18 protein-coding genes are annotated in these 25,771 nt (G+C 71.0%); 12 read left to right on the top strand and 6 right to left on the bottom strand.

All coding sequences use genetic code 11. The features are described from left to right. Positions 1–20 precede the first annotated feature (20 nt). Complete coding sequence (locus ABZ833_RS05565) at positions 21–914, top strand: universal stress protein (protein ID WP_361041498.1); 894 nt, start codon at positions 21–23, stop codon at positions 912–914. A 24-nt stretch (positions 915–938) separates the two neighbouring features. Here ABZ833_RS05565 and ABZ833_RS05570 read toward each other — a convergent pair whose 3' ends face one another. Continuing rightward, positions 939–1,670, bottom strand: a complete 732-nt coding sequence (locus ABZ833_RS05570; RefSeq protein ID WP_361041501.1) for a leucine-rich repeat domain-containing protein — start codon at positions 1,668–1,670, stop codon at positions 939–941. Positions 1,671–1,828: 158 nt separating this feature from the next. Between ABZ833_RS05570 and ABZ833_RS05575 the strand changes: the two genes are divergently transcribed. The 3 genes from ABZ833_RS05575 to ABZ833_RS05585 all read left to right on the top strand — a co-directional run bounded on the left by ABZ833_RS05575 (position 1,829) and on the right by ABZ833_RS05585 (position 7,787). Beyond that, a complete protein-coding gene (locus ABZ833_RS05575; protein WP_361041504.1) occupies positions 1,829–4,732 on the top strand; it encodes an AAA family ATPase in 2,904 nt (967 codons plus the stop codon). Between the two features lie 84 nt (positions 4,733–4,816). Continuing rightward, complete coding sequence (locus tag ABZ833_RS05580; RefSeq protein ID WP_249591745.1) at positions 4,817–5,317, top strand: hypothetical protein; 501 nt, start codon at positions 4,817–4,819, stop codon at positions 5,315–5,317. 136 nt (positions 5,318–5,453) lie between these two features. After that, positions 5,454–7,787 (top strand): glycoside hydrolase family 95 protein, encoded by a 2,334-nt coding sequence (locus ABZ833_RS05585; RefSeq protein WP_361041507.1) that lies wholly within the window; start codon positions 5,454–5,456, stop codon positions 7,785–7,787. An 83-nt stretch (positions 7,788–7,870) separates the two neighbouring features. Here ABZ833_RS05585 and ABZ833_RS05590 read toward each other — a convergent pair whose 3' ends face one another. Both ABZ833_RS05590 and ABZ833_RS05595 read right to left on the bottom strand, forming a co-directional pair. Beyond that, positions 7,871–9,880 (bottom strand): N-acetylmuramoyl-L-alanine amidase, encoded by a 2,010-nt coding sequence (locus ABZ833_RS05590; protein WP_361041510.1) that lies wholly within the window; start codon positions 9,878–9,880, stop codon positions 7,871–7,873. Positions 9,881–10,261: 381 nt separating this feature from the next. After that, the gene (locus ABZ833_RS05595) at positions 10,262–11,305 is read right to left on the bottom strand and encodes a hypothetical protein (RefSeq protein ID WP_361041513.1); all 1,044 of its coding nucleotides are present in this window, start codon (positions 11,303–11,305) and stop codon (positions 10,262–10,264) included. Between the two features lie 417 nt (positions 11,306–11,722). On the opposite strand from ABZ833_RS05595, the gene ABZ833_RS05600 reads away from it, so the two are divergent. Both ABZ833_RS05600 and ABZ833_RS05605 read left to right on the top strand, forming a co-directional pair. Further along, complete coding sequence (locus ABZ833_RS05600; protein ID WP_361041516.1) at positions 11,723–12,160, top strand: hypothetical protein; 438 nt, start codon at positions 11,723–11,725, stop codon at positions 12,158–12,160. 105 nt (positions 12,161–12,265) lie between these two features. Continuing rightward, positions 12,266–13,180, top strand: a complete 915-nt coding sequence (locus tag ABZ833_RS05605) for a hypothetical protein (RefSeq protein WP_361041519.1) — start codon at positions 12,266–12,268, stop codon at positions 13,178–13,180. A 79-nt stretch (positions 13,181–13,259) separates the two neighbouring features. On the opposite strand, the gene ABZ833_RS05610 is transcribed toward ABZ833_RS05605, so the two are convergent. Together ABZ833_RS05610 and ABZ833_RS05615 are read right to left on the bottom strand one after the other, a co-directional pair. After that, positions 13,260–14,096 carry an alpha/beta hydrolase gene (locus tag ABZ833_RS05610; RefSeq protein ID WP_361041522.1) on the bottom strand — a complete coding sequence of 279 codons (837 nt, stop codon included), beginning with the start codon at positions 14,094–14,096 and terminating at the stop codon, positions 13,260–13,262. Positions 14,097–14,220: 124 nt separating this feature from the next. Further along, positions 14,221–15,414 (bottom strand): ROK family transcriptional regulator, encoded by a 1,194-nt coding sequence (locus ABZ833_RS05615; protein WP_361041525.1) that lies wholly within the window; start codon positions 15,412–15,414, stop codon positions 14,221–14,223. A gap of 191 nt (positions 15,415–15,605) precedes the next feature. On the opposite strand from ABZ833_RS05615, the gene ABZ833_RS05620 reads away from it, so the two are divergent. Genes ABZ833_RS05620 through ABZ833_RS05645 form a run of 6 tightly spaced genes read left to right on the top strand, consistent with a single transcriptional unit; the run spans position 15,606 to position 24,440 of the window. After that, positions 15,606–17,114: a sugar ABC transporter ATP-binding protein gene (locus ABZ833_RS05620; RefSeq protein ID WP_361043092.1), complete on the top strand. Its 1,509-nt coding sequence runs from the start codon at positions 15,606–15,608 to the stop codon at positions 17,112–17,114. Between the two features lie 38 nt (positions 17,115–17,152). Beyond that, positions 17,153–18,121, top strand: a complete 969-nt coding sequence (locus tag ABZ833_RS05625) for an ABC transporter permease (RefSeq protein ID WP_361043095.1) — start codon at positions 17,153–17,155, stop codon at positions 18,119–18,121. Continuing rightward, the gene (locus tag ABZ833_RS05630) at positions 18,118–19,146 is read left to right on the top strand and encodes an ABC transporter permease (protein WP_361041528.1); all 1,029 of its coding nucleotides are present in this window, start codon (positions 18,118–18,120) and stop codon (positions 19,144–19,146) included. Before ABZ833_RS05625 ends, ABZ833_RS05630 begins: the two co-directional genes overlap by 4 nt. Next, positions 19,146–20,375: a substrate-binding domain-containing protein gene (locus tag ABZ833_RS05635; protein WP_361041531.1), complete on the top strand. Its 1,230-nt coding sequence runs from the start codon at positions 19,146–19,148 to the stop codon at positions 20,373–20,375. The genes ABZ833_RS05630 and ABZ833_RS05635 overlap by 1 nt, the downstream gene beginning before the upstream one ends. Beyond that, positions 20,372–21,244: a sugar phosphate isomerase/epimerase family protein gene (locus ABZ833_RS05640; RefSeq protein WP_361041534.1), complete on the top strand. Its 873-nt coding sequence runs from the start codon at positions 20,372–20,374 to the stop codon at positions 21,242–21,244. The genes ABZ833_RS05635 and ABZ833_RS05640 overlap by 4 nt, the downstream gene beginning before the upstream one ends. 52 nt (positions 21,245–21,296) lie before the next feature. Further along, positions 21,297–24,440 (top strand): ThuA domain-containing protein, encoded by a 3,144-nt coding sequence (locus ABZ833_RS05645; RefSeq protein WP_361041537.1) that lies wholly within the window; start codon positions 21,297–21,299, stop codon positions 24,438–24,440. Between the two features lie 78 nt (positions 24,441–24,518). Here ABZ833_RS05645 and ABZ833_RS05650 read toward each other — a convergent pair whose 3' ends face one another. After that, the gene (locus ABZ833_RS05650) at positions 24,519–25,658 is read right to left on the bottom strand and encodes an aminoglycoside phosphotransferase family protein (RefSeq protein ID WP_249591756.1); all 1,140 of its coding nucleotides are present in this window, start codon (positions 25,656–25,658) and stop codon (positions 24,519–24,521) included. Between the last annotated feature and the right edge of the window lie 113 nt (positions 25,659–25,771).

The raw sequence follows: 25,771 nt of genomic DNA on the forward strand, positions 1-25,771 counted from the left end.
GCGCCGGAGACGAGGAAGCCATGAGTGGCGACGCGCCCGTTGAACCCGTTGTTGTGGCCGTCGACGGCTCGGCAGGCAGCGACCACGCCCTGGAATGGGCGCTGACCGCGGCGCGACTGCGGGGAACGCCGCTGCGGATCGTGCATGTGCGGCAGTACGCGATGCCGCTGGCCGACGGTCCGCACATGCCGACCATCGACCACCGGCTCGACGCCGACCCGGTCATCGACCGCACGCGCCGGGCCCTGGAACGCCGCCCGGAACTGCCTCCCCTGGACTTCGCCGTCGTGGAGGGCGCCCCAGGCCGTGACGTCCCGAGGCTCGGCGACGGGGCGCGGCTGCTGGTACTCGGCTCACGCGGACGGGGCGGCTTCGCCAGTCTGCTGCTCGGCTCGAAGGGGCTCGCGAGCGCGCGGGAGGCGGCGTGCCCCGTGGTGGTGGTGCGGCCGGGCGACGAGCTGACGGCGGGCACCGAGCCGTGCGTGGTCCTCGGCCTCGACGCGCTCTCCCCGCACGACGAGACGATCGGCTTCGCCTTCGCGGAGGCGGCGCTGCGGGGCGTGGCGCTCCGGGTCGTCTGCGCCTATCCCGGGCCCGTCCTCGTCTACACCGCCACCGGCGACTTCGTGACATCGGCGGAGGCGGACGCGGCGACATCGGCGCGGTACACCGAGCTCGCGGGCGAGCAGCTCGCGCCCTTCCAGGAGCGGTATCCCCAGGTGAACGTCGAGAAGGAGATCCTGCCGGGGGACGCGGCGGCGCTGCTCGTCGAGGCGTCGCGGGACGCGGAGCTCGTGGTGGTGGGGCGGCATCAGACCCGGATGCCGCTGGGGAGGCTGATGGGGTCGGTGACCAACGCGGTGCTGCTGCATGCGCGGGGTGCGGTGGCCGTGGTGCCTCTGGAGTCCCGGTAGGGCCACAGGTACGTGCCCCATGCCTCACCGCAGCACCACGCACCCCCGCCCCTCCAGCCTCACCAGCAGCTCCCGCGGCACGGTGACGTCGTTCCAGCGCAGGTCCAGCTTTTCCAGCGCGGGCAGATCGCCGATCCAGGGCGGGAGTTCGCGCAGGAGGTTCGCCCGCAGGTCCAGCCTCCGCAGCAGGGGCAGACCGCGCAGCGCCTCCGGCACCGTCGTGAACCGGTTCTCGCGCAGCTCCAGTTCGCGCAGGCCGCCCAGCCGGCTGACCGATGCGGGGAGCGAGGCGAGGCGATTGCCGCGCAGCCACAGTTCGCGCAGGGCCGCGAGGCCGCCGAGTGACGCGGGGACCGAGTCCAGGCGGTTGTGCTGGGCGCGCAGCTCGACCAGGGCCTCGAGCGATCCCAGTGTCTCCGGCAGCGCCGTCAGCCGGTTCTCGCCGACGTTGAGGTACGTCAGCCGCTTCAGGTTGCCCAGCGACTCCGGCAGTGACGTGAGGCGGTTGTCGTGGAGGTAGAGGTAGCGGCTCAGGGCCGTCAGGCCGCCCAACTCGTCGGGGATGCGGGTGAGTTGGTTGTGGCCCAGGTCCAGTGTGTGCAGTGAGGTCAAGGAGTCGATCCGCGCCGGGAGATGTGTGAGCGCGTTGTCGGGGAGGAGCAGGACCTCCAGGGACGGGTGGTGCCACACCTCGTCGGGCACCTCGCTCAGGCCGCCGTGCCAGTAGTTGAGTACGTTCTCGGTGCCGACCGCCACGTGAGGGTCCCTTCGTCCGGGGTGGATGTCACAGCCAACCGCATCGCTGTGGCCGAATCGGCTCCCGGCGGGCCCCGCGGGCGTAATCTGAGGCTCCTGAAGGTCAAGGCACGCGCAGCAGGAAGCGCCCGGCGCACCACCATGGCGGAGGGTGTCCCATGGTGCATCACGTTCCCCATGGCAAGCGGACCCTCTTCGAGCGGGAAAGCGAACTCGCGGCAGTCGACGAGGCGTTGAGTGAACTGTGCGGTCTGTCGCGGGACGGCTCCGAGCCCCCGGACAGGCCCCGGGGAGCACTCATCGCCTTCGCGGGGCGCGCGGGCCTCGGCAAGACCTCCCTTCTCGTCGAGGCGCGCCGCCGTGCTGCCGCCAAGGGCTGCACCGTGGCGTCGGCACGCGGCGGTGACCAGGAGCAGCGGGTCGCCTTCCATGTGGCGCGGCAGCTGGTGCAGCCCCTGCTCGCCTCCGTCCCCGACGCGGAACTGCGGGACGTACTGGGCAGTTGGTACGCCATCGTCGGCCCCGCCCTCGGGCTCTGCGCCCCGCCGGGCGGTGCACCGCCGGACCCGCAGGGGCTGCGCGACGGTCTTGACTGGGTGCTCACTCATCTCGCCGTGCAGCGCGCCCCGTTGGTGGTCGTGATCGACGACGCGCACTGGGCCGACGCCGAGTCGCTGAGCTGGCTGTCCGCCTTCGCGCCCCGCGCGGAGGCCCTGCCGCTGCTGCTCGTCGTCGCCTACCGCCCCGAGGAACTGCCCGACCACGCCGAGGAGTTCAGAGGTCTGCCCGGACGTGCCGGGCAGCGGCCCATCGGACTCGAACCGCTCAGCGCCACCGCCGTCGCCCGCCTCGTACGCGACGCGCTCGGCACCCGCGCCGACGACGCGTTCTGCCGCGAATGCTGGGCGGTCACCGCGGGCAACCCGTTCGAGGCCGTGGAGCTGGCCGCGAAGGTGCACGACCGCGGGCTCACCCCCGACGAGGCCGGTGCGCATCTGCTGCGCGATCTCGCCGCGGCCGTGAAGGGCAGTGGCCTCGTCGCCCGCCTGGAGCGTCTTGGCACCTCCACCGTCCGGTTCGCCTGGGCCTGCGCCGTCCTCGGGATCTCGGTCCCCCCGGCGCTCGCCGCCGCCGTCGCGGGCATCGGAGAGCGGGAGGCCGCCGACTGCGCCGACCGGCTGCGCCGCGCCCGCGTCCTGACCGGCGCCCACACCCTGGAGTTCGTGCACCCGCTGATCGCCACCGCCGTCTACCGCGCCATCCCCGGCGGTGTCCGCGTCGCCCTGCACGGTCAGGCAGCCTGGTCCGTGGTCAACGCGGGGCTCGGCGCGTCCGCCGCGGCCCGCCATCTCCTGGAAGTCCACCCCGACGGCGACACCTGGGTCGTGCAGCAACTGCGCGCCGCCGCCCGCGAGACCGTCCGCGCGGGCGCCCCCGACGCGGCCCGCCGCTATCTCGCCCGCGCCCTGCGCGAACCCCCGCCCTGGGAGGACCGCGCCGCGGTCCTCTACGAACTGGGCTGCGCGTCCTACCTCACCGAACCGGCGACGACCGTCAACCACCTGCGCGCCGCACTCGAAGAGCCCATCACCGACCCCGTCCTGCGCAACGGCATCGTCTACCGCCTCTCCCAGGTCCTCGCCCACTCCGACCGCCTGGGCGAAGCCTCCGACACTCTCGCCCGCGAGATCCGCGTGACCACCGAGCCACGGGTGCGGATCCGGATGCAGGCCGAGCAGTTCATGTGGGACGCCTTCCGGGCCGACGAGCCGGACTCGCCCGCCCGTTCACGGCGTCTTGCCAGGCTCGCCGACCGGCTGCCCGGCCGCGATCTCACCGAGCGGTACATCATCGGGCTCCGCGCCTGGGACGCGACGCTGCGTGCCGAGCCCGCCCGGACCGCCGTCCGGCACGCCGAGCGTGCCCTGGTCGGCGGGCTCGGCTGGGCCGAGGAGGACCGCGGCTTCGAAGTCCCCGTCCTGGTCGCGCTCACCTTCCTGTACGCCGACCGGCCGGGCCGGGCCGAGGAGCTGTTCGCCGCCGGGATCGCGGATTTCGAGCGCCAGGGCTGGCGCGGCGCCCATCTGTCGTTCGCGTACACCCTTCTCGCGTACGTACGCTTCCGGCGCGGGCGCCTCGCCGAAGCCGAGGACTTCGTGCGCGCCGGGCTGCGGATCGCCGAGCGTGTCGGGTCGGGAACGCCCGCGCACTGGTACGCCGTCGGCATCCTCATCGAGATCCTGCTGGCCCGCGGCCGTGTCGCCGAGGCCACGCGCACCGCCGAGGCGTACGGCTTCGGGGAGCCGTTCCCCTCGGCCGTCGTCTTCCCCGACGCGCAGGCCGTGCACGGCGAACTGCTGCTCGCCCGCGGGCTCACCAAGGACGCGGCGGCCGAACTCGCCGCGGCGGGCCGCCGCCTCGACCCGCGGGGCATGCGCAACCCCGCCTGGTGCCCCTGGCAGCTCCACCTCGCGCTCGCCGAGGCCGACGACGCCCCCGAGCGCGCGCTCACCACCGCGTACGAAGCGGTCCGGCGCGCCCGCAGGTTCGCCACCGCTTCGGCGATCGGGCAGGCGCTGCGGATCACCGCCGAGGTCGCGCCGGGCTCCGCGCGCGTCAAGCTCCTTGAGGAGTCCGTCAGCCACCTGGAGCGGTCGCCCGCGGCGTACGAACTCGCCTGTGCGCTGGTCTGCCTGGGCGCCGAGCTGCGCCGCGCCGGCCGCCCGAAGGACGCAGCGGACCCCCTCTACCGAGGGCTCGAAGCGGCCGTCCAGTGCGGTGCGGACGGCCTGGTCGAGCGGGCCCGCGAGGAGCTGGCGGCGGCAGGTCTTCGCCCCCGGCTGCTGCACAGCACCGAGAGGGACACGCTCACCGCGCGCGAGCGCAGCGCCGCCGCGCTCGCCGTCCGCGGTGAGCCGGCCGCCCGCATCGCCGAGGAGCTGCACACCGACGAGGCGGCCGTCGTCCGGCTGCTGTCCGCCGTGTACCGGAAAGTGGGAACGGATCACTCCGGTCTTGCCGCCGCGCTCGGCGTCCCGCCACCCCCGCTGACCTCGCGCTGAACGCGGGACCGCGCCATGGCCGCCCCGCGCGGACCGGCGCCGCCCCCGCGCCGACAAGCACCGCGGGCCACGTACCATTGGCGCATGTCCTTCCTCCGCCGCCGCAGCTCCGCCACTCCCGCTGGCCCGGACTTCGATGTCCTGGCCATGGACCCGGGTGACTGGCCCGGCAACCTCGGCGCGGGCCTGCTGCCCGCCCCCGACGGCAGCTGCCAGGGCGTCTTCCTGCGCTACGACCTCTTCGGCGGGCGCGGCCCCGCGATGATCATCGGCAATCTGCCCGAGGGCTCCCCGGCACGCGAGATCGCCGACGACGAGGTGCCCTTCGAGGTGGCCCAGCTGATGCTCGCCCTGGAGAACGACGAGGAGATCACGGTCGTCACCACCGAGGACATGCCGGTGATGCAGGGCGACAACCTCCTCATCGTGCGCCGCCTCAAGCTCTCCGAAAGCCGCATCTCCTGCGTGCAGTTCGACCGCAGCGACGGCGTCCTGGTCACCATCGCCGCCTGGGACCGGCCGATCACCGACGATCTGTACGCCCTTCTGAAGCCGCTGCCCGCCGAGCTCTTCCAGCAGGGCTGACCCACCCCGGACCACCGCACGCCACGCGCCCACCCCTTCTGCCGGAGGGGTGGGTTTTGTCATGTGCCTTGCCAGGCCAGTCATCGGACTTTTAACGTGACCGGTCATGACTCCCGGGATCTCGCGAAGAACCACGATGAAGACCGCCGTAGGCGGAGCAGCCGTACTGGCATCGGGCGGAGGGGTTCTCTCCGGTGTCGCCGCCGCAGCCGAGGGGCGGCGCCACACCTCCGATGAATCGCTGCTCTGGTACGCGGCGCCTGCCGCCGACTGGGAGCGCGAGGCCCTGCCCATCGGCAATGGCGCACTCGGTGCCATGGTCTTCGGCACCCTCGCCTCCGAGCGGCTCCAGTTCAACGAGAAGACCCTGTGGACCGGCGGCCCCGGCTCCCGCGAGGGCTACGACCACGGCGACTGGCGCGAAGCCAGGCCCGGCGCCCTCGACGCGGTGCGGGGGCAGCTGGACGAGAAGGGCGCTCTGGCCCCCGACGCGGTCGCCGCCGAGCTCGGCCAGTCCCGCCGCGGCTACGGCGCCCACCAGACCTTCGGCGATCTGCACCTCGACATGGCGGACGCCCCGGAAGCACCCGACGCCAGCTACCGCCGCACCCTCGACCTCCGCACGGGCCTCGCGACCGTCACGTACACCCACCGACAAGTGCGCCACGAGCGGGAGTTCTTCGCCTCGTACCCCGACGGCGTGCTCGTCGGGCGGCTCACCGCCGACCGCCCCGCGAGCGTCAGCTGCACCCTGCGCCACACCTCGCCCCGCGCCGACTTCACCGCGAAGGCCGACGCCGACCGTATCGCCGTACGCGGTGAACTCGCCGACAACGGACTGAAGTTCGAGGCGCAGCTGCGCGTCGTGCACCACGGCGGTACCCGCACGGCGAACGCGGACGGCAGCATCACCGTCAGCGGCGCCGACCACGTCTGGTTCGCGCTCGCCGCGGGCACCGACTACGCCGACACCTACCCCGACTACCGCGGCGACGACCCGCACGCCGACGTCGTACGCACCGTCGACCAGGCCATCGCCCAGGGGCACGGCGCACTCCGCGCCCGCCATCTGCGCGACCACGCAGATCTGTTCGCCCGCGTCGCCCTCGACGTCGGCCAGAGCACGCCGGCCGATGTCCCGACCGACCAGCTGCTCAAGGGGTACGGGGGAGGGGCGAGCGCCGCCGACCGTGCCCTCGAAGCCCTCTTCTTCCAGTACGGGCGCTACCTCCTCATCGCCTCGTCCCGTGCGGGCTCGCTGCCCGCCAACCTCCAGGGCGTGTGGAACAACAGCACCACGCCGCCCTGGTCGGCCGACTACCACACCAACATCAACCTCCAGATGAACTACTGGCTCGCCGAGGCCGCCAACCTCGCCGAGACCACCGCCCCCTACGACCGCTTCGTCGAGGCCCTGCGCGCGCCGGGACGGCGCACGGCCAAGGAGATGTTCGGCTCGCGGGGCTGGGTGGTGCACAACGAGACCAACCCCTACGGCTTCACCGGCGTCCACGACTGGTCGACCGCCTTCTGGTTCCCCGAGGCCGCGGCCTGGCTCACCGCGCAGCTCTACGAGCACTACCGCTTCGGCGGCTCCACGGAGTACCTGCGCTCCACCGCCTACCCCGCGATGAAGGAGGCCGCCGAGTTCTGGCTCGACAACCTCCGCACCGACCCGCGCGACGGCACCCTCGTCGTCACCCCCAGCTACTCGCCCGAGCACGGCGACTTCACCGCGGGCGACTCCATGGCCCAGCAGATCGTCCACGACCTGCTCACCAACACCCTGGAAGCCGCCCGCGTCCTCGGTGACTCGGCGGCCTTCCGAGCCGATCTCGAGAAGACCCTGGGCAAGCTCGACCCCGGCCTGCGCGTCGGATCCTGGGGCCAGCTCCAGGAGTGGAAGACCGACCTGGACGACAAGAACGACGATCACCGGCACGTCTCGCACCTCTACGCCCTGCACCCCGGACGCCAGATCCAGCCGGGCAGCAAGTGGGCCGACGCCGCGAAGGTCTCCCTCACCGCGCGCGGCGACGGCGGCACCGGCTGGTCCAAGGCGTGGAAGGTCAACTTCTGGGCGCGGCTTCGCGACGGCGACCACGCGCACAAGATGCTCGGCGAGCAGCTCAAGTCCTCGACGCTGCCCAACCTCTGGGACACCCACCCGCCGTTCCAGATCGACGGCAACTTCGGCGCGACATCGGGCATCGTGGAGATGCTCCTGCAGAGCCAGTTCGACGTCATCGAAGTGCTGCCCGCCCTGCCCGCGAGCTGGCCCGAGGGTTCGGTGCGCGGCCTGCGGGCGCGCGGCGGGGCGAGCCTCGACATCGAGTGGAAGGGCGGACGTGCCACGCGCATCGTGCTCACCGCGTCGCGCACCCGCGAACTCACTGTGCGCAGCGGCCTGTTGAAGGGCGGCGAGAAGACCTTCAAGGCGCGAGCGGGGCAGCGGTACGTCTTCGACTGAGTCATCGCCTCACCACCGTCGCCTCATGAGTCGGGGCCGGGCCCGCCCCCACGCGGACCCGGCCCCGACCGGCCTCGACGGCTCTAGGAGCCCGAGCGCACCACCTTCACGTCGGCCGCCCTGACATACGCCACGCGGTGCCCGAACTGGACCTCGTAGTACGTGTCCTTGCCGCGCACCACCTTGTGCGGTGCGGTGTCGAACGTCGGCGCGTAGAAGTACTCGCCCGGCATCTTGTCGCCGATCGCGTACTGCTGTCCCGCGAGCAGCTTGTACGGCAGCGGCGTGACCGGCTGCACCGGAACGCCCGCCGGGTACGCCTCCTTCTCCGGATAGGCGCGCCCGTACACCGGGACCTCCTTGGCGTCGCCCTTCGGCGTCACCACGAGCCCCGACGCGTCGACGGCCGTCGGCTGCTTCTTCGGGTTCTTGAACCAGGCCTTCTGGCCCAGGTACCAGACGGCGGTCCAGTCGCCCTTGCGGTCGGCGACCGCGTACTGCTGGCCGGTGGACAGGCGCGCGCCGGTGTCGTTCACGCCGGTCGTCGAGTCGCCGCCACCGGGCCGCAGGCCGATGTCCTTGATGAGCGGCGCGTCGTCACGCGGCTCGGTGTGGACGCGCACCGCGGCCGAACCGTGCGTCTCGCACTTCTCGCCCGGCTTGACGCAGCCCGTGTACTCGGGACGGTTCTTGGAGTACGTGGGCGCCACGGTCACCAGACCGCCGTTCGGCCCTGCCGTCCGCTTGAACGGCTTGCCCATCAGCGTGAAGTAGTGCTGCCAGTCCCAGTACGGGCCGGGGTCGGTGTGCATGCCCGCGATCGTCGACGGCAGCGTGCCCGGCACGTTGTCGTGGCCGATGATGTGCTGGCGGTCCAGCGGGATGCCGTACTTCTTCGACAGATACTTCACCAGGCGCGCCGACGAGCGGTACATCGCCTCCGTGTACCAGGTGTCGGGCGCCGTGAGGAAGCCCTCGTGCTCCAGGCCGATCGACTTGGAGTTCACGTACCAGTTGCCCGCGTGCCAGGCGACGTCCTTGGCCTTCACGTGCTGGGCGATGTGGCCGTCGGTGGAGCGCAGGGTGTACTGCCAGGACACGTACGTGGGGTCCTGCACCATGTTGAGGACGCCTTCCCAGCGGCCCTCGGTGTCATGGATGACGATCGTGTCGATGCTCTGGCTCTTGGGCCGGTCCGACAGGTCGTGGTTGCCGTAGTCGTCGTTGCCGTTCGGGTCCTTGAACTCCTCGTACGGCGCAGGGATCCACTCGCACGACACGGTCGAGGGGCACTCGGTCTCGCCCTTCGGCGCCTTCCGCAGCCCCATGCCCCGTACCTGCGCGGCGTCCGGCTTCAGACCGCTGACCGCGGGCAGGGCCACGTGCTGGCCCGCGTCCGTGGTGCGCTCCTGGCCGTCGTGGATGACGGCGAAGACGTCATTGGCGTACGTCGCCGCGGTGGCCTGGTCGTCCGCGCCGGAGAAGCGGGCGATCGCGCCGTACCAGTCGGCAGGGTTCTCGCTCAGCGGCTTGCCGAGCTTCTGCTGTGCGGCGGCGAGCAGGGCGGCGCCGCCGCGTACGTTGGCCGCCGGGTCGGTGCGCAGCCGCTCGGCGGAGAGCCCGCTGACTTCGGCCGCGCGGGGCAACGTCTTCAGCCGGGCGGGCAGTTGGGAGTTCTCCGGCACCTTCGCCGTGAACTCCTTCGGCTTGAGGACGCCCCGTGACGCGTCGCCGCGCGGGTCCTCCTCGCCCTCGCTGTGATGCGGGGCGCCGGCGACGGCGGTGCGCGCGTCGGTGAGGTGCATAGGGCCGTAGCCACCGGTCACGCTCGGCGCGCCGCCGTGCGCGTCCCAGCGGGACTGCAGATAGGACACTCCGAGCAGCACGCTCTGCGGTACGCGGTACTCGGCGGCCGCTGCCGCGAAGGCGCTCTGCAGACCGTCCGGCGACGCCTGGGCGACGGTGCCCGACGACGAGGAGGACGGGGCGGCACCGAGCAGCGGAAGCAGCAGACCGGCGGAGACAAGGGCGCCCGCGGTCCTGACGGCGCGTCTGCGCGCGGCAGGGGTGCGGGCGGTGGCGGATCCTCGCAATGCAGCCTCCTGGGACGGTGAAGCGTGATGGGGCGTGCGGGGCCGGGCGTGCGTCAGTGGTACCGGCTCTCCGACGATCCGTCAATCATGCCCAGGAGACGGGATTTCCCATGTCAGCGCCGGTCCCGGCGGGTTTCGCCCAGGGAGGCCGCACGGCCTGCGACGCGTCAGTGGATTGGACCAATGAGCAGGTCGAACACCATGCCGACGGGTGGGCGGACCGCCTGGGACGTCAGAGGTCCGGTCCACCTGTTCGGTCGACATCGTCCGCAGCACCGGCGTGACCGAAATACCGATGCAACGCGTGCGACTGGACACCGGTGGCCCCCGGCAACGGTGACCAGGGAGAAGCGTGCGCAACGACCAGCAGGCCCTCGCTGCCTACGGGGTCTTGCCGGCGTCGGCCTCTGCGATGCGGTCAGCAAGGATGGCGGACAGGCTGTGGATACGCGTGCTCCGCTGGTCGGTCGGATCGTCCATCTGATGCGCCATGCCGATGAAGGTGCCTTGACGGAAAATCAGGGAGCGGTTGATGTACTGCTCCCTCGGGTTGCTCTTGGTGTCCGTGCCGTCTTGGTCGAAGCTCTGGCTCTCATCGCCCCTTCGCTCAAGCTCTACCTTGATCCACCCGGGTTTGGTCCTTTCGATGTCCTGCACGATGTCGAGGTAGGCCAGGTGGGCGGTGGCGGCATCCGGGAACGCCAGGACGAGGAACTCGGCCCGGTTCTCCCCCTCGTTCTCCCCTCGACCGAATTCCACTGCTCCGGCCGCGCTGGCATTCCTCTCGCATACGGGTGCTGCCCGGCAGATGGAGAGGCCGGCTGCTGACGTCCTGACCTCGGGTGGCCCATCCCAGGGGTACTCCTGGGCATCCATGCTGCTTCGGTCCGGAAGGATCTGGCGGACCGTCTTGGTCGTGGGTGGGAGAGCAGTGGCGCGGCTGCCGGAGCGCGTCGCGCCGGGTTCTGACGGCGCGTTGCGTGGCGAGTCGTCGGTGTTGTCGATCAGCCGCACACTCCCGTAGATGGCAAGCGCGACCATCAGCACGGCCAGGACGATGCCCGCAACGAGGGACTGCCGTCCGGAACGGGTGTTATTGATGGTCAGCGGGCCAAGTGCTATCTGGCTGCGCGTCACTTTGCTGCCGGTCATGACGATGCTGCCGGTGTGCTGGTGTGAGGGAGCGTGGAGGAGCACCGCGAGCCGCCCGGCGAACTCGGCATCGCTGCTGATCTCTTCGGCAAGGGCAGCTTGCACACCACTGCTGTCGCTCGGTGCAGTGGCCAGCTCGTCCAGGGCTGCCCGTCCGCGTGCGGAATGGCTGAGCCTGCCTCGCACGAGATCTGATACCGCCGTATTGGCGGCGCCTGATGCCACTGCGGACAGAGCTTGGGCAGCCATCGTCGCCAGGTCGGGTGAGTCCATGCTGGTCCCCCATGTCGTCCCAGTCCCGTCATTATGGTCATGCTCGCGACAGCTGGGGCGCTTTCGGGGGTGGAGATGCTCTCACCGTTGCAGAGCCGACTCGGGGCCCAGGATCCATCAGCGGTGCCGCTGGGAGGCGACGGTGGTCTGCGGTGATGTCCAACTGGTGCGGTACATCAGGAGTTGTAGTGGTCTGCCGCTGTACCGCGAGAGTTGAGACCACCCTCCATTGCCGGGTTGACGCTCCTTGGCTGCGAGCGTCCTAAGTTGCTGGCCACACCGGGGCGAACGGCCGCCCGCAGCATGACGAGGCGGGTGGCCTGCCCAGATCAGGTGCCACGGGGCAACAGGCCTCAGGGGTACGTGCTCCGGCTTGAGTGATCCACAGGAATCGTTCTGATGGAAACGAGGAGACGCATGCGTACAGGCAAGCGATGGGCGGCAATCACCGGTCTGGCCACGATGGCAGCTTCAGCCGGACTGCTGCTCGCAACGCCCCCGGCCTCGGCCGACACCAACTGCTCGTCCGGCTATCACTGCGTGTTCTACCAGGGTCTCAACGACTCGGCCCGCCACTCGTACTTCAACAGCGACACCGACTTCCGCAATGACACCTTCAACCAGCTCACGGGCCGTGTGGGCGGCGGCCAGACCGTGCACAACAACGTGGTGTCCGCCAGCAACTCGAGCAACAGCGGGTACGAGAGCCACTTCTACACCGGGGTCGGCAGCGACTGGGGCGGGTTCCTGTTCTGCGTCAACCCCGGCAGCGAGGTCAACTACATCAACCCGTCTCTGCGGGACAGGGCCAGCTCGCTCCGGGTGCGGAGCACGACCAGCGTCAACTGCTACTGAGCGAATGCCCCGCAGGTGCCGGGGGCGGCGGCGTGCCACACACCGCTGCCCCCGGCACCACCGCTCATCGCACCCCGACCCCGGACCACGGAGAGAAGATCTGCCATGCCCCCGCTGAAAGTGGGCCACGGGGTGGGTATCACCACTCTGGCGCTCGCCCTCCTCGCCCTCGCCGGGACCATCGTCTGGGCGCTGCACGACAACACGACGCCGCCCGCCCGACAGTCCGCACAGCAGTCCCGTCCTGAGCCTGCCGTACTGCGTTCCCGGCTCCCTTTCCATCCCCTGCTGCACGCACCGACCGCCACCTCCCGCCGCGTGCACGAGGCCCGGCAACGCCTGATCACCCACTGCATGACCGAGCACGGCTTCCGCTACGAGGCACCTCCCGTCGATGCCACGCCCTCGGCAGACGCCGGCTCAGGCCCGGCGCAGTTCGGCATCGAGGCCCTCAACCTGCCGGACTCCGCCGGCCGGCCTGGCACGCAGCCCGCAGAACGACCCCGTGGGAAGGCATTCGGCCGGGCGCTCTACGGGGACCCGCAACGCAAGATCTCCGCCCGCAACAAGGAGATCACCGTAAGCCGGCCCGCCACAGGCTGCTCGGCCGACGCCGAGCGACGGCTCCTGGGCGCGGGTGGGCCGCGACGCGCTCTCACTCTGCAACTGCGGCTCGACCAGGGGGAGCGCGACGCACTGCGCACACTGGGAAAGGATCACGCGTTCCGCGGAGCGACGGCACGCTGGCGTTCCTGCATGCGGCAGGCGGGATTCCCCGCCGCGAAAGACCCACAGCGGCTTGCAGCGGCGCTACGCCCGGACACCCCCCTCGCCGAACAACCCGCAGCCCGCGCCGACGTGACCTGCAAGCACGCCACCGGCTACCTGGAGCGCGCGTACGCCAGGCTCGCCGTGCTGCAACAGCGCTGGCTCGACGCCAACCCGCAGTCGGCGATCGAATGGCGCTCCCTGCGCCAGCGGGAGGCCGAGGCCGCCACGAAGGTACTGAAGACCGGGTGACGTTTCGGGCGCGCAGTCGCCCGGACATCACACCGATCGAGCACGCGCTGTGCAGGGATCGTGACCGATGAGACGTCGGTCAGACGAAGCGGCGCACGAAGGTCAGTGAGGTGTCCGCGACCTCCTGCCAGCGGCTGTCGATCGTCAGCGCGTGGTCGCGGCCGGCCATCTCCGTGATCTCGGTGACGCCGGAGTTCTCCCGCTGCTTCTTGTACGCGCCGTTGGCGAGCGCCCAGGGCACGGCGTTGTCCTTCTCGCCGGAGATGATCAGGAGGGGCCCGCGCCGGGGGTTGCGGCAGTCGACCTTCATCTCCGTCCGGGGGTTGATGTTGGCCCCGGCCGCCTGGAAGGGCGGTGCGCAGGGGGCCGGGACCGCGTGCTTCTCGTAGAGCTCCTTGGCTTCCTGCTCGCTGACGGCGTTGGCGTAGGCGTAGCGGAACTGCTCGAAGGTGAGCGGCAGTGCGCGCTTGCGGTTGGCCGGGTTGCCGATGATGGGGCGCAGGGAGCGCAGCGTCGAGAGGGGCAGCGCCAGGACGCCGCGGAACGGCACAGGGTCGATCGCCACCGAGGCCGCGGAGAGACCGCGCCCCGCGAGGATCTGCGTGAGCAGCCCGCCGACGGAGTGCCCGATGATGGCCGGTTTGCGCTCAAGGCTGTCGATCAGGCCTGCCAGGTGATCGGCGATCCGCCCGACCGTCTTGCCCGCGAGGGCGTCGGGGCGCTGCCTCGCCTCGGTGACCGAGTCCGGGTCGTCGGGCCACGACAGGGCGACGGGCATGTATCCGGCGGCCTCGAAGTGGGCCGTCCAGAGGTCCCAGCTGCTGGGCAGCATCCACAGACCGTGCACGAACACGACCGGAACGCGCTCGGGGGCGGCGTTGGCGCGGTCGATCTGCTGTGCGTCATTGAGGGACATAGCCCGACGTTATGGGCGTAAGCCCCCCTGCGGTATAGGGCTGTCGGCGGTATGGCCGGTGTTGCATGGTGCTTGTCCGGTCTGCGTGGACCGGGGGCGGGCGCCCCGTGGGGTCCGGTGCTTCTCAGCGCGCCGCGCCCGACAGGGCCCGGTCCACCTGCCGCGGGGACAGCGCGTGCTCGACCGCGAGGATGCCCGCACCGATCGCCGCCGCGTTCTCGCCGGTGCGGCTCGGCTCGATCCGGAGCACATGGGTGGCCAGCGGATGCGAGCGGCGGTACACCGCCTCCCGCACGCCCGCGAGGAGTTGGTCGTGGACGGCGGCCAGCGCCCCGCCGACCACCACCGTGTCCGGGTTGAAGAAGTTCACCAGGCCCGCGAGCACCTCGCCCACCGCGCGGCCCGCCTCGCGCACCATGCGTACGGCATCGCGGTTGCCGGACTTCACCAGGCGTACGACATCGCTGCCCGAGGTCGCGTCGAGGCCGAGCCCGGCCAGCTTGCGGGCGATCGCCGCGCCGCCCGCCACCGCCTCCAGGCAGCCGGAGTTGCCGCACCGGCAGGGCTCCTCGATGTCGCCGACCCGGATGTGCCCGATGTCGCCCGCACTGCCCTGCGCACCCCGGTGCAGCCGGCCGTCGGCGACGATGCCGCAGCCGATGCCCGTGCCCACCTTGATGTAGAGCAGATAGCGGGTGTCGGGGAAGGCGCGGCGCTGCTCGGCGAGCGCCATCACGTTCACGTCGTTGTCGACGAGGGCCCGCGGGCCGAACCGCTCGGCGAAGAACTCCGGGATGGGGTACTGATGCCAGCCCGGCATGATCGGCGGATCCACCGGGCGGCCCGTCGAGAACTCCACCGGTCCGGGCACCCCGACCCCGATGGCCTGGAGCGACGCGGGATCGCGCCCGGCCTCCTCCAGCAGGGCATGCAGCGTGCGCTCGACATGGCCGAGAACCTCCTGCGGGCCGTCCGCGATGGAGAGCGGGTCCTCGCGCAGGGCGAGCATCTCGCCGCCGATGTCAAGGAGGGCGACCCGGCAGTGCGACGCGCCCAAGTCGACGCCCGCGACGGCGTGTTCGCGGGTGCGCAGGCGGAGGCGGCGTGGTGGCCGGCCGCCCGTCGACCCGCCGTCCGCCTCCTCGGTGAGGAAGCCGTGCGCGATCAGCGCGTCCACCCGCTGCGAGACCGTCGACCGCGCGAGCCCCGTCACACGGGCGATGTCGGCGCGGGTCTCCGCCGCCCCCGTGCGGAGCAGGGCGAGGACTTCGCCGGGTGACGACGGCAGGGAAACGGGGTGATCCGGCGCTCCAGACATGGCAGCCACCTTAGGGACGAGTTTCGCTGCTCACAAGGCCGATGGTGTTCGACGATCGACTTAAGTCACCGTCAACTCGCTTGCAGAGAAAGCTGCTTGGGCTCTTGACAGGTCAAAGCTGGCTCATCACATTGCTCTGCAGACCGCTGCCGAAGGAGCCGAGGGTGCAGGCGATGCAGGCGACGCAAGAGATGTTGGCGATGCGCGGGGTTTCCAAGAGCTTTCTCGGAGTGCGTGTGCTGCACGGGGTGTCCCTCGACCTCGCCGCGGGCGAGGTGCACGCGCTGGTCGGCGAGAACGGCGCCGGCAAGTCCACCTTGATGAAGGTCCTCGCGGGCGAACACGTCCCGGACGAGGGCAGCATCGTGCTCGACGGAACGGAGCATTCCTTCAGCCATCCCGCGCAGGCCCAGGCCGCCGGGATCGGCATCATCCACCAGGAGTTCGCGCTGCTCGCGCACCGCACGGTCGCCGAGAACGTCTTCCTGGGCCGCGAACCGACCCGTTACGGACTCGTCGACCGCCGCGCGATGGAGGCCCGCACCGCCGAACTCCTCGCCGAGGTCGGCGTATCGGGCATCACGCCGCGCACGTACATCCGCGATCTGTCCGTGGCCCGGCAGCAGACCGTCGAGATCGTCAAGGCGCTCGCCTCCGACGTCCGCGTCCTGGTCATGGACGAGCCCACCGCCCCGCTCGCCGACCACGAGGCGGGCCTCCTGCACGACCTCGTGCGCCGCCTCGCGGGCCGCGGCCTCGGCATCCTGTACATCTCGCACCGCCTGCGGGAGGTCTTCGAGCTCTCCCGGCGGATCACGGTCCTGAAGGACGGCCGCCACGTCACGACGGTGCGCACCCAGGACACGGACACCGACCAGGTCGTACGCGCCATGGTCGGCCGGGAGCTGAGCGCCTACTACCCGCCGCGCGCCCGCCCCGACGACATCGGCGAGGTACGCCTCACGGTCACCGGCGGCGGCAACGACCGCCTGCGCGGCATCGACCTGACGCTGCGCGCCGGCGAGGTCACCGGCATCGCGGGCCTGGAGGGCTCCGGCCGTACGTCCCTCGCGCGGGCCCTGTTCGGAGCCGCCCCGTTCACCGGCGGGGCGATGACGGTGGGCGGCGAAGCCCTGCGGCCCACCACCCCGCGGCAGGCCATCCGAGCGGGGATCGCCCTGGTGACCGAGGACCGCAAGGCCGAGGGGCTCGCCCTGCGGCAGTCCGTGCGCGACAACGCCCTGCTCGTGACCCGCGCCGTACCGGCCCGCGGGGGGCCGCCCGCCGCCCGCGAACTCACCGCGCTCCTTGAGCGCGTACGCCTCCAGGCGCGCGGTGAGGACCAGCAGGCCCAGTACCTCTCGGGCGGCAACCAGCAGAAGGTCGTCATCGCCAAGTGGCTGGCCGCCCGCCCCCGCATCCTGCTCTTCGACGAACCCACCCGCGGCGTCGACGTGGGCGCCAAGGCCGCCATCCACACCCTCGTCCGCGAGCTGGCCCGTGAGGGCATCGCCGTCCTGATCGTCTCCTCCGAACTGCCCGAACTCATCGGCATGAGCGACCGCATCCTCGTCATGTCCGAAGGCCGCATCGCCGGTGAACTCCCGCCGGGGGCGGCCGAGGAGGACGTGATGCGGCTCGCCACGACCGACGCGTCCGCAGACACGAGCGCCCCGTCCGGAGAGGAGCCCGCCGCGTGAGCGGTACCACCGGCACCACCGTCGCACCACCGCCCGCCGTGAAGACCCGTGCCCCGAGCCGCAGCAGGCTCACCGATCCCGCCGTCGGCGTCTGGCTCGCGGCGGCGGGCGTCACCGCGCTCGGCTGGATCGTGGTCGCCGCGCGCGGCGGCGACTTCCTCACGCTCTCGAACGTCGTCGGCATCCTGCAGAACTGCGTCGCCCTCGGCCTGGTCGCCGTGGGGCAGACCGCCGTCATCCTCACCGGCTCCCTCGACCTGTCGGTGGCGTATCTGATCAGCCTCGGCACGCTCGTCGCCGCCACCACCATGGAGGACGGCAGCGTCGTCACCGCGGTCCTCGCCGTCCTCGCCCTGTCGGGCGCCGTCGGGCTCGCCAACGGCCTCATCGTCACCGGGCTCAAGGTCAACGCGTTCATCGCGACGCTCGGCACCGCGTTCATCCTGCGCGGCTGGATCGAGGACAACTACACGGGCCCTGCGGGCAAGGTCCCCGCCTCCTTCCAGCATCTGGGCTACGACCGGATGGGCCCGATCCCCGTCTCGCTCTTTTTGCTGGCCGCCGTCGCCGCCGCGATGTGGCTGATCACCCGCCGCACCCGCTTCGGCCACCACCTGTACGCCACGGGCGGCGACGAACACGCGGCCCGGCTCTCCGGCGTCCGCACCCGCCGCACGATCATCGCCGCCCACGTCCTGTGCTCGCTGTGCGTGGGCGCCGCCGCCCTCTTCCTCGCCTCACGGCTCGGCGCGGGCGCCCCCTGGGCGGGTACGGAAGCGCGCTACGACCTGGAGTCGATCGCCGCCGTCGTGCTCGGCGGCACCGTCCTGGCGGGCGGGCGCGGGGGAGTGGCGGGCACGCTCGGCGGGGTCCTCGTGCTCGCGGTCCTCGACTCCGTCTTCAACCAGCTCGGCGTCGACCCGTTCTTCAAGAACGTGGTCCGCGGCATCGTCATCATCGCCGCCGTCGCGATCTACGCCCGGCGCGGCAGCAGGAGGTCCGCATGAGCAGCCAGACGGCCGCACCGGCCAAGGCGCCAACACCCGCCCCGTACAAACGCGTTGTCCGCACGCTCGGCACCGGCGCTCCCGTCTACGCCCTGCTCGTCGTGCTGCTCGTCGCGCTCGCCGCCACCGACCCCGGCTTCTACGAACCCGACCGCTTCCTCGCCTTCGTCAAGCGCGCGGCGCCCCTGGTGATCCTCGCCGCCGGGCAGTATCTGGTCATCGTCTGCGGGGAGTTCGACCTGTCCGTCGGGGCGATCGTCACCGCGGGCGTCGTCGCGGCGGCAGAGGTCTACGGCTCGTTCCCGGACGCGCCCTGGCCGCTCATCACGGCGGGCCTGCTGCTCGCCGGGGCGGCCACCGGCCTCGTCAGCGGGCTGATCACCACACGCCTCAGAGTGCCCTCCTTCATCACCACACTCGGCATGATGCTGATCCTGGAGGGCGCCGTCTTCTTCTGGACGGGCGGCTCTCCGCACGGCCAACTGTCGGAAGGATTCCGTCAGATGGGGCGCGGCACCGCCATGGGCTGGCTGCCCTGGGCGGTCCTCGCCTGCCTCGTCGCGGGCCTGGTCGCCGTCCTGCTCATGCGCTCCGACTTCGGCCGTACGCTGATCGCGACCGGGGACAGCGAACGCGCCGCCGCCCTGGCGGGAGTCCGCGTGCACCGCGCCCGCGTCATCGCCTTCGTCCTGTCCGGCGCGGCGGCCGCACTCGCCGCGGTCCTCGTCGGCGGCTTCTCCGGGGTCTCCGCGCAGGCGGGCCGGGGCTACGAGTTCGAGGCGATCACCGCAGTGGTCCTGGGCGGGGTCGTGCTCGGCGGCGGCCGGGGCAGCGTGGTCGCCGCGATGGCGGGCGCCTTCTCGCTGCAGGCCCTGTTCACGCTGCTCAACCTGCAGGGCGTATCGGGCGCCCTGGAGTCCACCGTCCAGGGCGTCATCGTCATCGCCGCGGTCGGGCTCGGGGCCGCCGACTGGTCCCGGCTGCGCCGCCGTCGTATCCACTCCTCGGGAGGCAGACCCTCGTGATGCACAGCCCCTTGAACCCTCTGACGCGCAGGCGCGCGCTGATACCCGCGGTCGCCCTCCTCGCGGGCGCCCTGCTCACCTCCTGCTCCAGCGACACACCGCCCGACTCGCCCGCCGGGGCATCGCAGGCCGCCGAGTCCGGCAAGGGCGGGGACAAGCCGTCCAAGTTCTTCGAACAGGCCGAGTACGAGCGCCAGTTGAAGCTGGGCAAGGAGACCCCGCAGGGCCCTGCCGCCAAGCCCTGGGAGCAGATGCTCGAACCGGAGATGACCGACACCGCCCAGTACAAGAAGAAGGGCTCGGGCGGCACCCACCTCTGCTTCTCGAACGCCGGTGTCTTCAACCCCTGGCGCCAGGTCGGCCTGAAGAACATGAAGGCCGAGGTGAAACTCCACGAGGAGATCAGCGACTTCACCGTCCTGGACGCCCAGGGCAAGGACGACAAGCAGATCTCCGACATCCAGGAGCTCGCGGGCAACAAGGACTGCGACGCGCTCATCGTCTCGCCGAACACCACCGCCACCCTCACCCCCGCCGTGAAGGAGGCCTGCGGCAAGCTCCCCGTGATCGTCTTCGACCGCGGCGTGGAGACCGACTGCGCGGTCACCTTCGTCAACCCCATCGGCGGGTACGGCTACGGCGCGGTCGCCGCCGACTTCCTCGTCGACAAGGTCAAGCCCAAGGGCAAGATCCTCGCCCTGCGCATCTCGCCCGGCGTGGACGTCCTGGAGACCCGCTGGTCGGCGGCGAAGCTGGCCTTCGACAAGAGCGAACTCGACGTCGTGGACGCCAAGTTCACCGACGGCGACCCCGCCAAGACCAAGTCGATCGTCTCCGACGCGATCTCCCGGCACGGCTCCATCGACGGCGTCTGGATGGACTCCGGCGCCACGGCCGTCGCCGCCGTCGAGGCCTTCGAGGACGCGGGCGTCGACGTGCCGCCGATCACCGGCGAGGACCAGCAGGACTTCCTCCAGGCATGGAAGGACAAGGACCTCACCGCGATCGCCCCCACCTACCCGACCTTCCAGTGGCGCACGCCGGTCATCGCGGCCCTGCGCGTCCTCGACGGCAAGCAGGTCCCCAAGGAGTGGAAGCTCCCGCAGCCCACGGTCACGCAGGCCAACCTGGACGAGTACCTCCAGGAGGGCATGCCGCCGCTGCACTACGCGATGTGCGGCTGCCAGGACATGCCGGGCTTCCCCAAGGAGTGGGGAGGCAAGAAGTGACGTACACCGCATGGCAGTTGGGCGCCAACCCCTGGATCTGGCACTCGCCGGTCACCACCGAGGCGCTCGGCGAGACGCTGCCCCGCCTCGCGGGATGGGGGTTCGGCGCCGTGGAGCTGCCCCTGGAGCAGCCCGACGACTGGGAGCCCGCCGCGGCGGCCAAGCTCCTGGACGCCACGGGCCTGACGCCCGCGGCCGTCGTCGCCGTCATGCCCGACGGGCGCGACCTGGTCCGCGCCGACCAGGGCACGCTGCGCGCCACCCAGGACTATCTGCGCCGCTGCGTCGACGCGGCCCACGCGATCGGCGCCCCCGTCGTCGCGGGCCCCGTCTACGCGGCGGTCGGCCGCACCTGGCGCATGGACCGGGCCGCGCGCGCGGCGGCGTACGAGGAGTGGCGCGAGCACATCGCGCCGGTCGTCGAGTACGCGGCACGCGCCGGTGTCCGTATCGCCGTCGAGCCCCTCAACCGCTACGAGACCAGCCTGTTCAACACGGTCGCCCAGACGCTGGAGGGCCTGGCAGGCCTCCCCGAGGCGTCGATCGGCGTCGCCCTGGACACCTACCACCAGAACATCGAGGAACACTCCCTGCCGCAAGCCGTCCGCACGGCGGCGGACCGCATCGCCCATGTCCAGGTGTGCGCCAACGACCGCGGCGCCCCGGGCGCCGACCACCTCGACTGGCCCGGCTTCCTGCGCGCCCTGGGCGAGTCCGGCTACCGCGGTGCGCTCTGCATCGAGTCGTTCACGGCCCACAACGACGCCATCGCCGTCGCCGCCTCCGTCTGGCGGCCCCTCGCGCCCACCCAGGACGCGCTCGCGACCGACGGGCTCGGCTTTCTGCGCCGCACCGTGGCCGCCCTCTGACATCCGGCAATCCCGCACGTCCGTCCGTCCTTCCCAGCAGAGAGGACCACCCATGGACTGTCATGTGCGTGACAGGAGACCGCGTGACGCGAAAGGCCTACGAAGAACGGTGATCGCCTTCGTCGCGGCGCTGCTGCTCGCGGTCGGGTTCCTGCCCGCCACGTCGAGCGCCGCCGACAAGGCACCCGCCTTCCGCGCACTGCTCTTCACCAAGGCCGTCGGCTACGTCCACGACTCCATCCCGGCCGGCGTCCAGATGGTCAAGGAGCAGGCGGCGGCGAACAACTTCGAGGTCGTCGAGACCGCCGACGCGACGGTCTTCGACGACGCGAAGCTCAAGGACTTCGACGTCATCATCATGCTGCAGAACTCCGGCATGGTCTGGGACACCGAGGCCCAGCGCGACGCCATGAAGACGTACGTGAAGAGCGGCAAGGGCGTCGTCGCCCTGCACAACACCCTGGACATGGGCGTCGAGGACTCCTTCCCCTGGTGGGACGACCTCATCAACGCCGGCGCCCACATGCCCGCCCACTCACCGGGCGTCCTGAAGGGCACCGCCAAGGTCGCCGACCGCGCGCACCCCTCCACCAAGGGTCTTCCCGAGCGCTGGGAGCGCCCGGAGGAGTGGTACAACTTCGACAAGAACCCCCGCGGTGACGTGCACGTCCTGGTCACCGCCGACGAGACCACGTACGACCCGGGCGGCTCCAAGATGGGCGCCGACCACCCCATCTCCTGGTGCCGCAACGCCGAGGGCGGCAAGGTCTGGGCCACCGCCATGGGCCACGACAAGGCGTCGTACACCGAGCCCGCCTTCCGCGAGCACGTGCTCGGCGGCATCCAGTGGGCCGCGGGCAACAAGCCCGGCGACTGCGGCGGCACGGTCTGGTCCGGCTACGAGAAGACCGCGCTCGACGACAACACCGCCGACCCGATGGAACTGGACGTCGCCAAGGACGGCAAGGTCTTCTACGTCCAGCGCAGCGGCGAGGTGAAGATCTTCGACCCGAAGAGCCACTCCACCTCCACGGCCGGCAAGCTCGACGTCTACACCGGCGGCGAGGACGGCCTCGTCGGCATGGAACTGGACCCGAAGTTCGCCACCAACCGGTGGATCTACCTCTACTACGCCCCCTCATCGGCGACGGACGACGTCAACCGCCTCTCCCGCTTCACGGTCAAGAAGGACAACACCCTCGACCTGGCCAGCGAGAAGAAGCTCCTGGACGTCCCCGCCTACCGCGACCGCACCTTCCCCGAGCCCGGACACACGGGCGGCGCCGTCGAGTTCGGCCCGAACGGCACGCTCTACCTCGGCGTCGGCGACGACGTCCCGCCCAACCTCGACCCCAACTGGCAGGGCTACGCCCCGATCGACTGGCGCCCCGGCAAGGAGCGCCTCGACGCCGCCCGCACCGCCGGCAACACCAACGACCTGCGCGGCAAGATCCTGCGCATCAAGCCCAAGGACAGCGGCGGTTACACCATCCCCCAGGGCAACCTCTTCGCCAAGGGCACCGCGAAGACCCGCCCCGAGATCTACGCCATGGGCTTCCGCAACCCCTTCCGCTTCACCGTCGACCCCAAGACGGGCTACGTCCACGCCTCCGACTACGGCCCCGACCGCGGCGCGCCCGAGACCAACCGCGGTCCGGAAGGCCTCGTCGAGTACAACGTCATCAAGAAGGCGGGCAACTTCGGCTGGCCCTTCTGCCACGGCAACAACCAGGCGTACGCCCCCTACAACCCCGACACCCAGGAAGTCGGCGCCAAGTTCGACTGCACCAAGCCCACCAACCCCTCGCCGAACAACACCGGCCTGGGGGACCTGCCGACGATCCAGCAGCCCGAGATCTGGTACGGCTACGGCGAGTCCAAGGAGTTCCCGGAGATGGGCGCGGGCGGCTCGGCTCCGATGAGCGGACCCGTCTACCACTACGACGCCAAGAACCCCTCCAAGACGAAGTTCCCCGCCTACTTCGACAAGGCGAGCTTCTTCTACGAGTGGGCCCGCGACTCGGTCAAGGAGATCCGCTTCGACAAGGACGGCAAGCTCCTGAAGATCAACGACTTCCTGAAGTCGGCCAAGTTCGCCAAGCCCATGGACATGACCTTCGGACCCGACGGCTCGCTGTACGTCCTGGAGTGGGGCAGCGAGTTCGGCGGCGGCAACAACGACTCGGGGCTCTACCGCATCGACTACGCCCAGGGCCAGCGCACCCCGCTCGCCCAGGCCAAGGCGTCCGCCACGAACGGACCGGTCCCGCTGAAGGTCGACTTCTCCAGCGAGGGCAGCAAGGACCCGGACGGCGATCCGCTCACCTTCTCCTGGGACTTCGACGGGGACGGCACGTCCGACTCCACCGAGGCCAGTCCCTCCCACACGTACGACGCCAAGGGGGACTTCAACGCCCAGCTGAAGGTCACCGACTCCACCGGAAAGTCCGGCTACGCCAACGTGCCCGTCACCGCGGGCAACACGGCACCCAAGGTGAAGGTCGAGACCCCGGTCGACGGCAAGCTCATCGAGTTCGGCGACAAGATCCCCTACAAGGTCACGGTCACCGACCCCGAGGACGGCACGATCGACTGCTCCAAGGTCACCGTCAACCCGGCCCTCGGCCACGACGACCACGAGCACCCCACCACCGACATCCCCGGCTGCGAAGGCACCGTGGACACCGGTGACCTCGGCGGACACCCCGAGGGCGCCGACCTCACGTACGTCCTCAACGCGAAGTACACCGACAAGGGCGGCGACGGCGTCAGCGCCCTCACCGGCTACGGCCGCTCGGTCATGCACCCCAAGCACAAGCAGGCCGAGTACCACGACGACCAGTCGGGAACCCGCATCGTCTCCCAGGAGGGCGCCGAGAACGGCAAACGCATCGGCGACATCAGCGACGGCGACTGGATCGCGTACAGCCCGATGAGCGTCGAAGGCGCTGGCAAGGTCAGCTACAAGCTGTCCTCGCCCTACGGCGTCGGCTCGATCGAACTGCGCGCGGATGCCCCCGACGGCAAGCTGCTCGCCACGACACCCGTCCCCAACACCGGGGGCTGGGACACCTATCAGGCCACACCCGACGTGCCGGTCGAAGCGCTGGCTGGCACGCACAAGCTGTACGTGGTCTTCAAGTCGCCACAGAACAATTCCTTCGACCTGGACGCGGTGCAGTTCACCACGTCATAGTCCCGCGGAAGTAGCCGGGGGCATACGAAGGTCCGCAGTGCGCCGCTGTCCAAGGCGCACTGCGGACCGTCATCCCCGTCAGCGAGTACCGACCGCCGCGCGCACGGCCCGACGGGCCAGCTGGCAGTCGTCGTGCAACCGCCTCAGCAGCAGCCGCTGTTCCTCACCGGACGGCGCAGCACCGGGATGGGCCGGGCCCGGTGCCGCCGGGGCCGCGTCGTGCATCGATCGCTGCACGGCCATCTCGTACGTACGGATCTCACGGGTCAGGACCAGCATCAGGTTGACCAGGAACGCGTCACGCGCCGCCGGTCCCTGCTCCTGCGCCAGCTGGCTGATCTCGCGCCGCGCCACCGGTGCGTCACCGAGCACCGACCACAGCGTCGCCAGGTCATAGCCCGGCAGATACCAGCCCGCGTGCTCCCAGTCCACGAACACCGGGCCCGCGGGGGACAGCAGGATGTTCGAGAGCAGCGCGTCCCCGTGGCAGAACTGCCAGGTGCCGTGCTGCCCGGCCGAGTGCGCGATGCCGTGCAGAAGCTTCTGCAGGTCGCCCATGTCCCGGTCGGTGAGCAGGCCAAGGTCATGGAAGCGGGAGATCCGCTTGCCGTAGTCCATGGGCCTGCCGAACAACTCCTGCGGCGGGCGCCACCGGTTGAGGTGACGGATCGCGTTGAGTGCAAGACGCACGTCCGCGCGCGGCGGCGGCTCCACGGGATGGCGGGACAGCGCGGCGACGCGTCCCTGCATCCGCTCGATCACCAGCGTGCAGTCCTCGGGGTCCGCGGCGATCAGCCGCGGGGCCCGGACCGGAGGACGGTGCCGGACGAACGAGCGGTAGGCAGCTATCTCATGCCGGATCCGCTCGGCCCACACCGGCGAGTGATCGAGTAAACACTTGGCGATCGCGGTGCTGCGTCCTGTTGTCCCCACGAGCAGCACGGTGCGTCCGCTGCGGCGGAGCACCTGCACCGGATTGAACTCGGGACAGATGCGGTGCACCGAGGCGATCGCGGTGCGCAGTTGCGCCCCCTGGGGGCCTGACAAGTCGAGTCTCCCGCTGAGCGGTTGCGTGCCGGGCCCCGGAACGCGTCGCGTTCGGCCGGCGCCGAGCGACCCGGCCGCGGGGCGCGCGGGCTCCAGATACGGACCGCTGCCGGGCTGTCGGCTGTGCAGTGGCCGGGGCGGGGCGGACACGGAGGACGATGCTGTGTACATGGGCGATACAGATCCCTTCGTGTGCCTGCGAATTGCTGCGCCTCCCGCCCCGGCCCCCTTGGGAGCACCCTGGGGAATGTCCCGCGGCGGGCCGGGTCGGGGTGGCGCATTCC

It is taken from the genome of Streptomyces sp. NPDC047525, assembly GCF_040643025.1.
Taxonomy (GTDB): Bacteria; Actinomycetota; Actinomycetes; order Streptomycetales; family Streptomycetaceae; genus Streptomyces; species Streptomyces durmitorensis.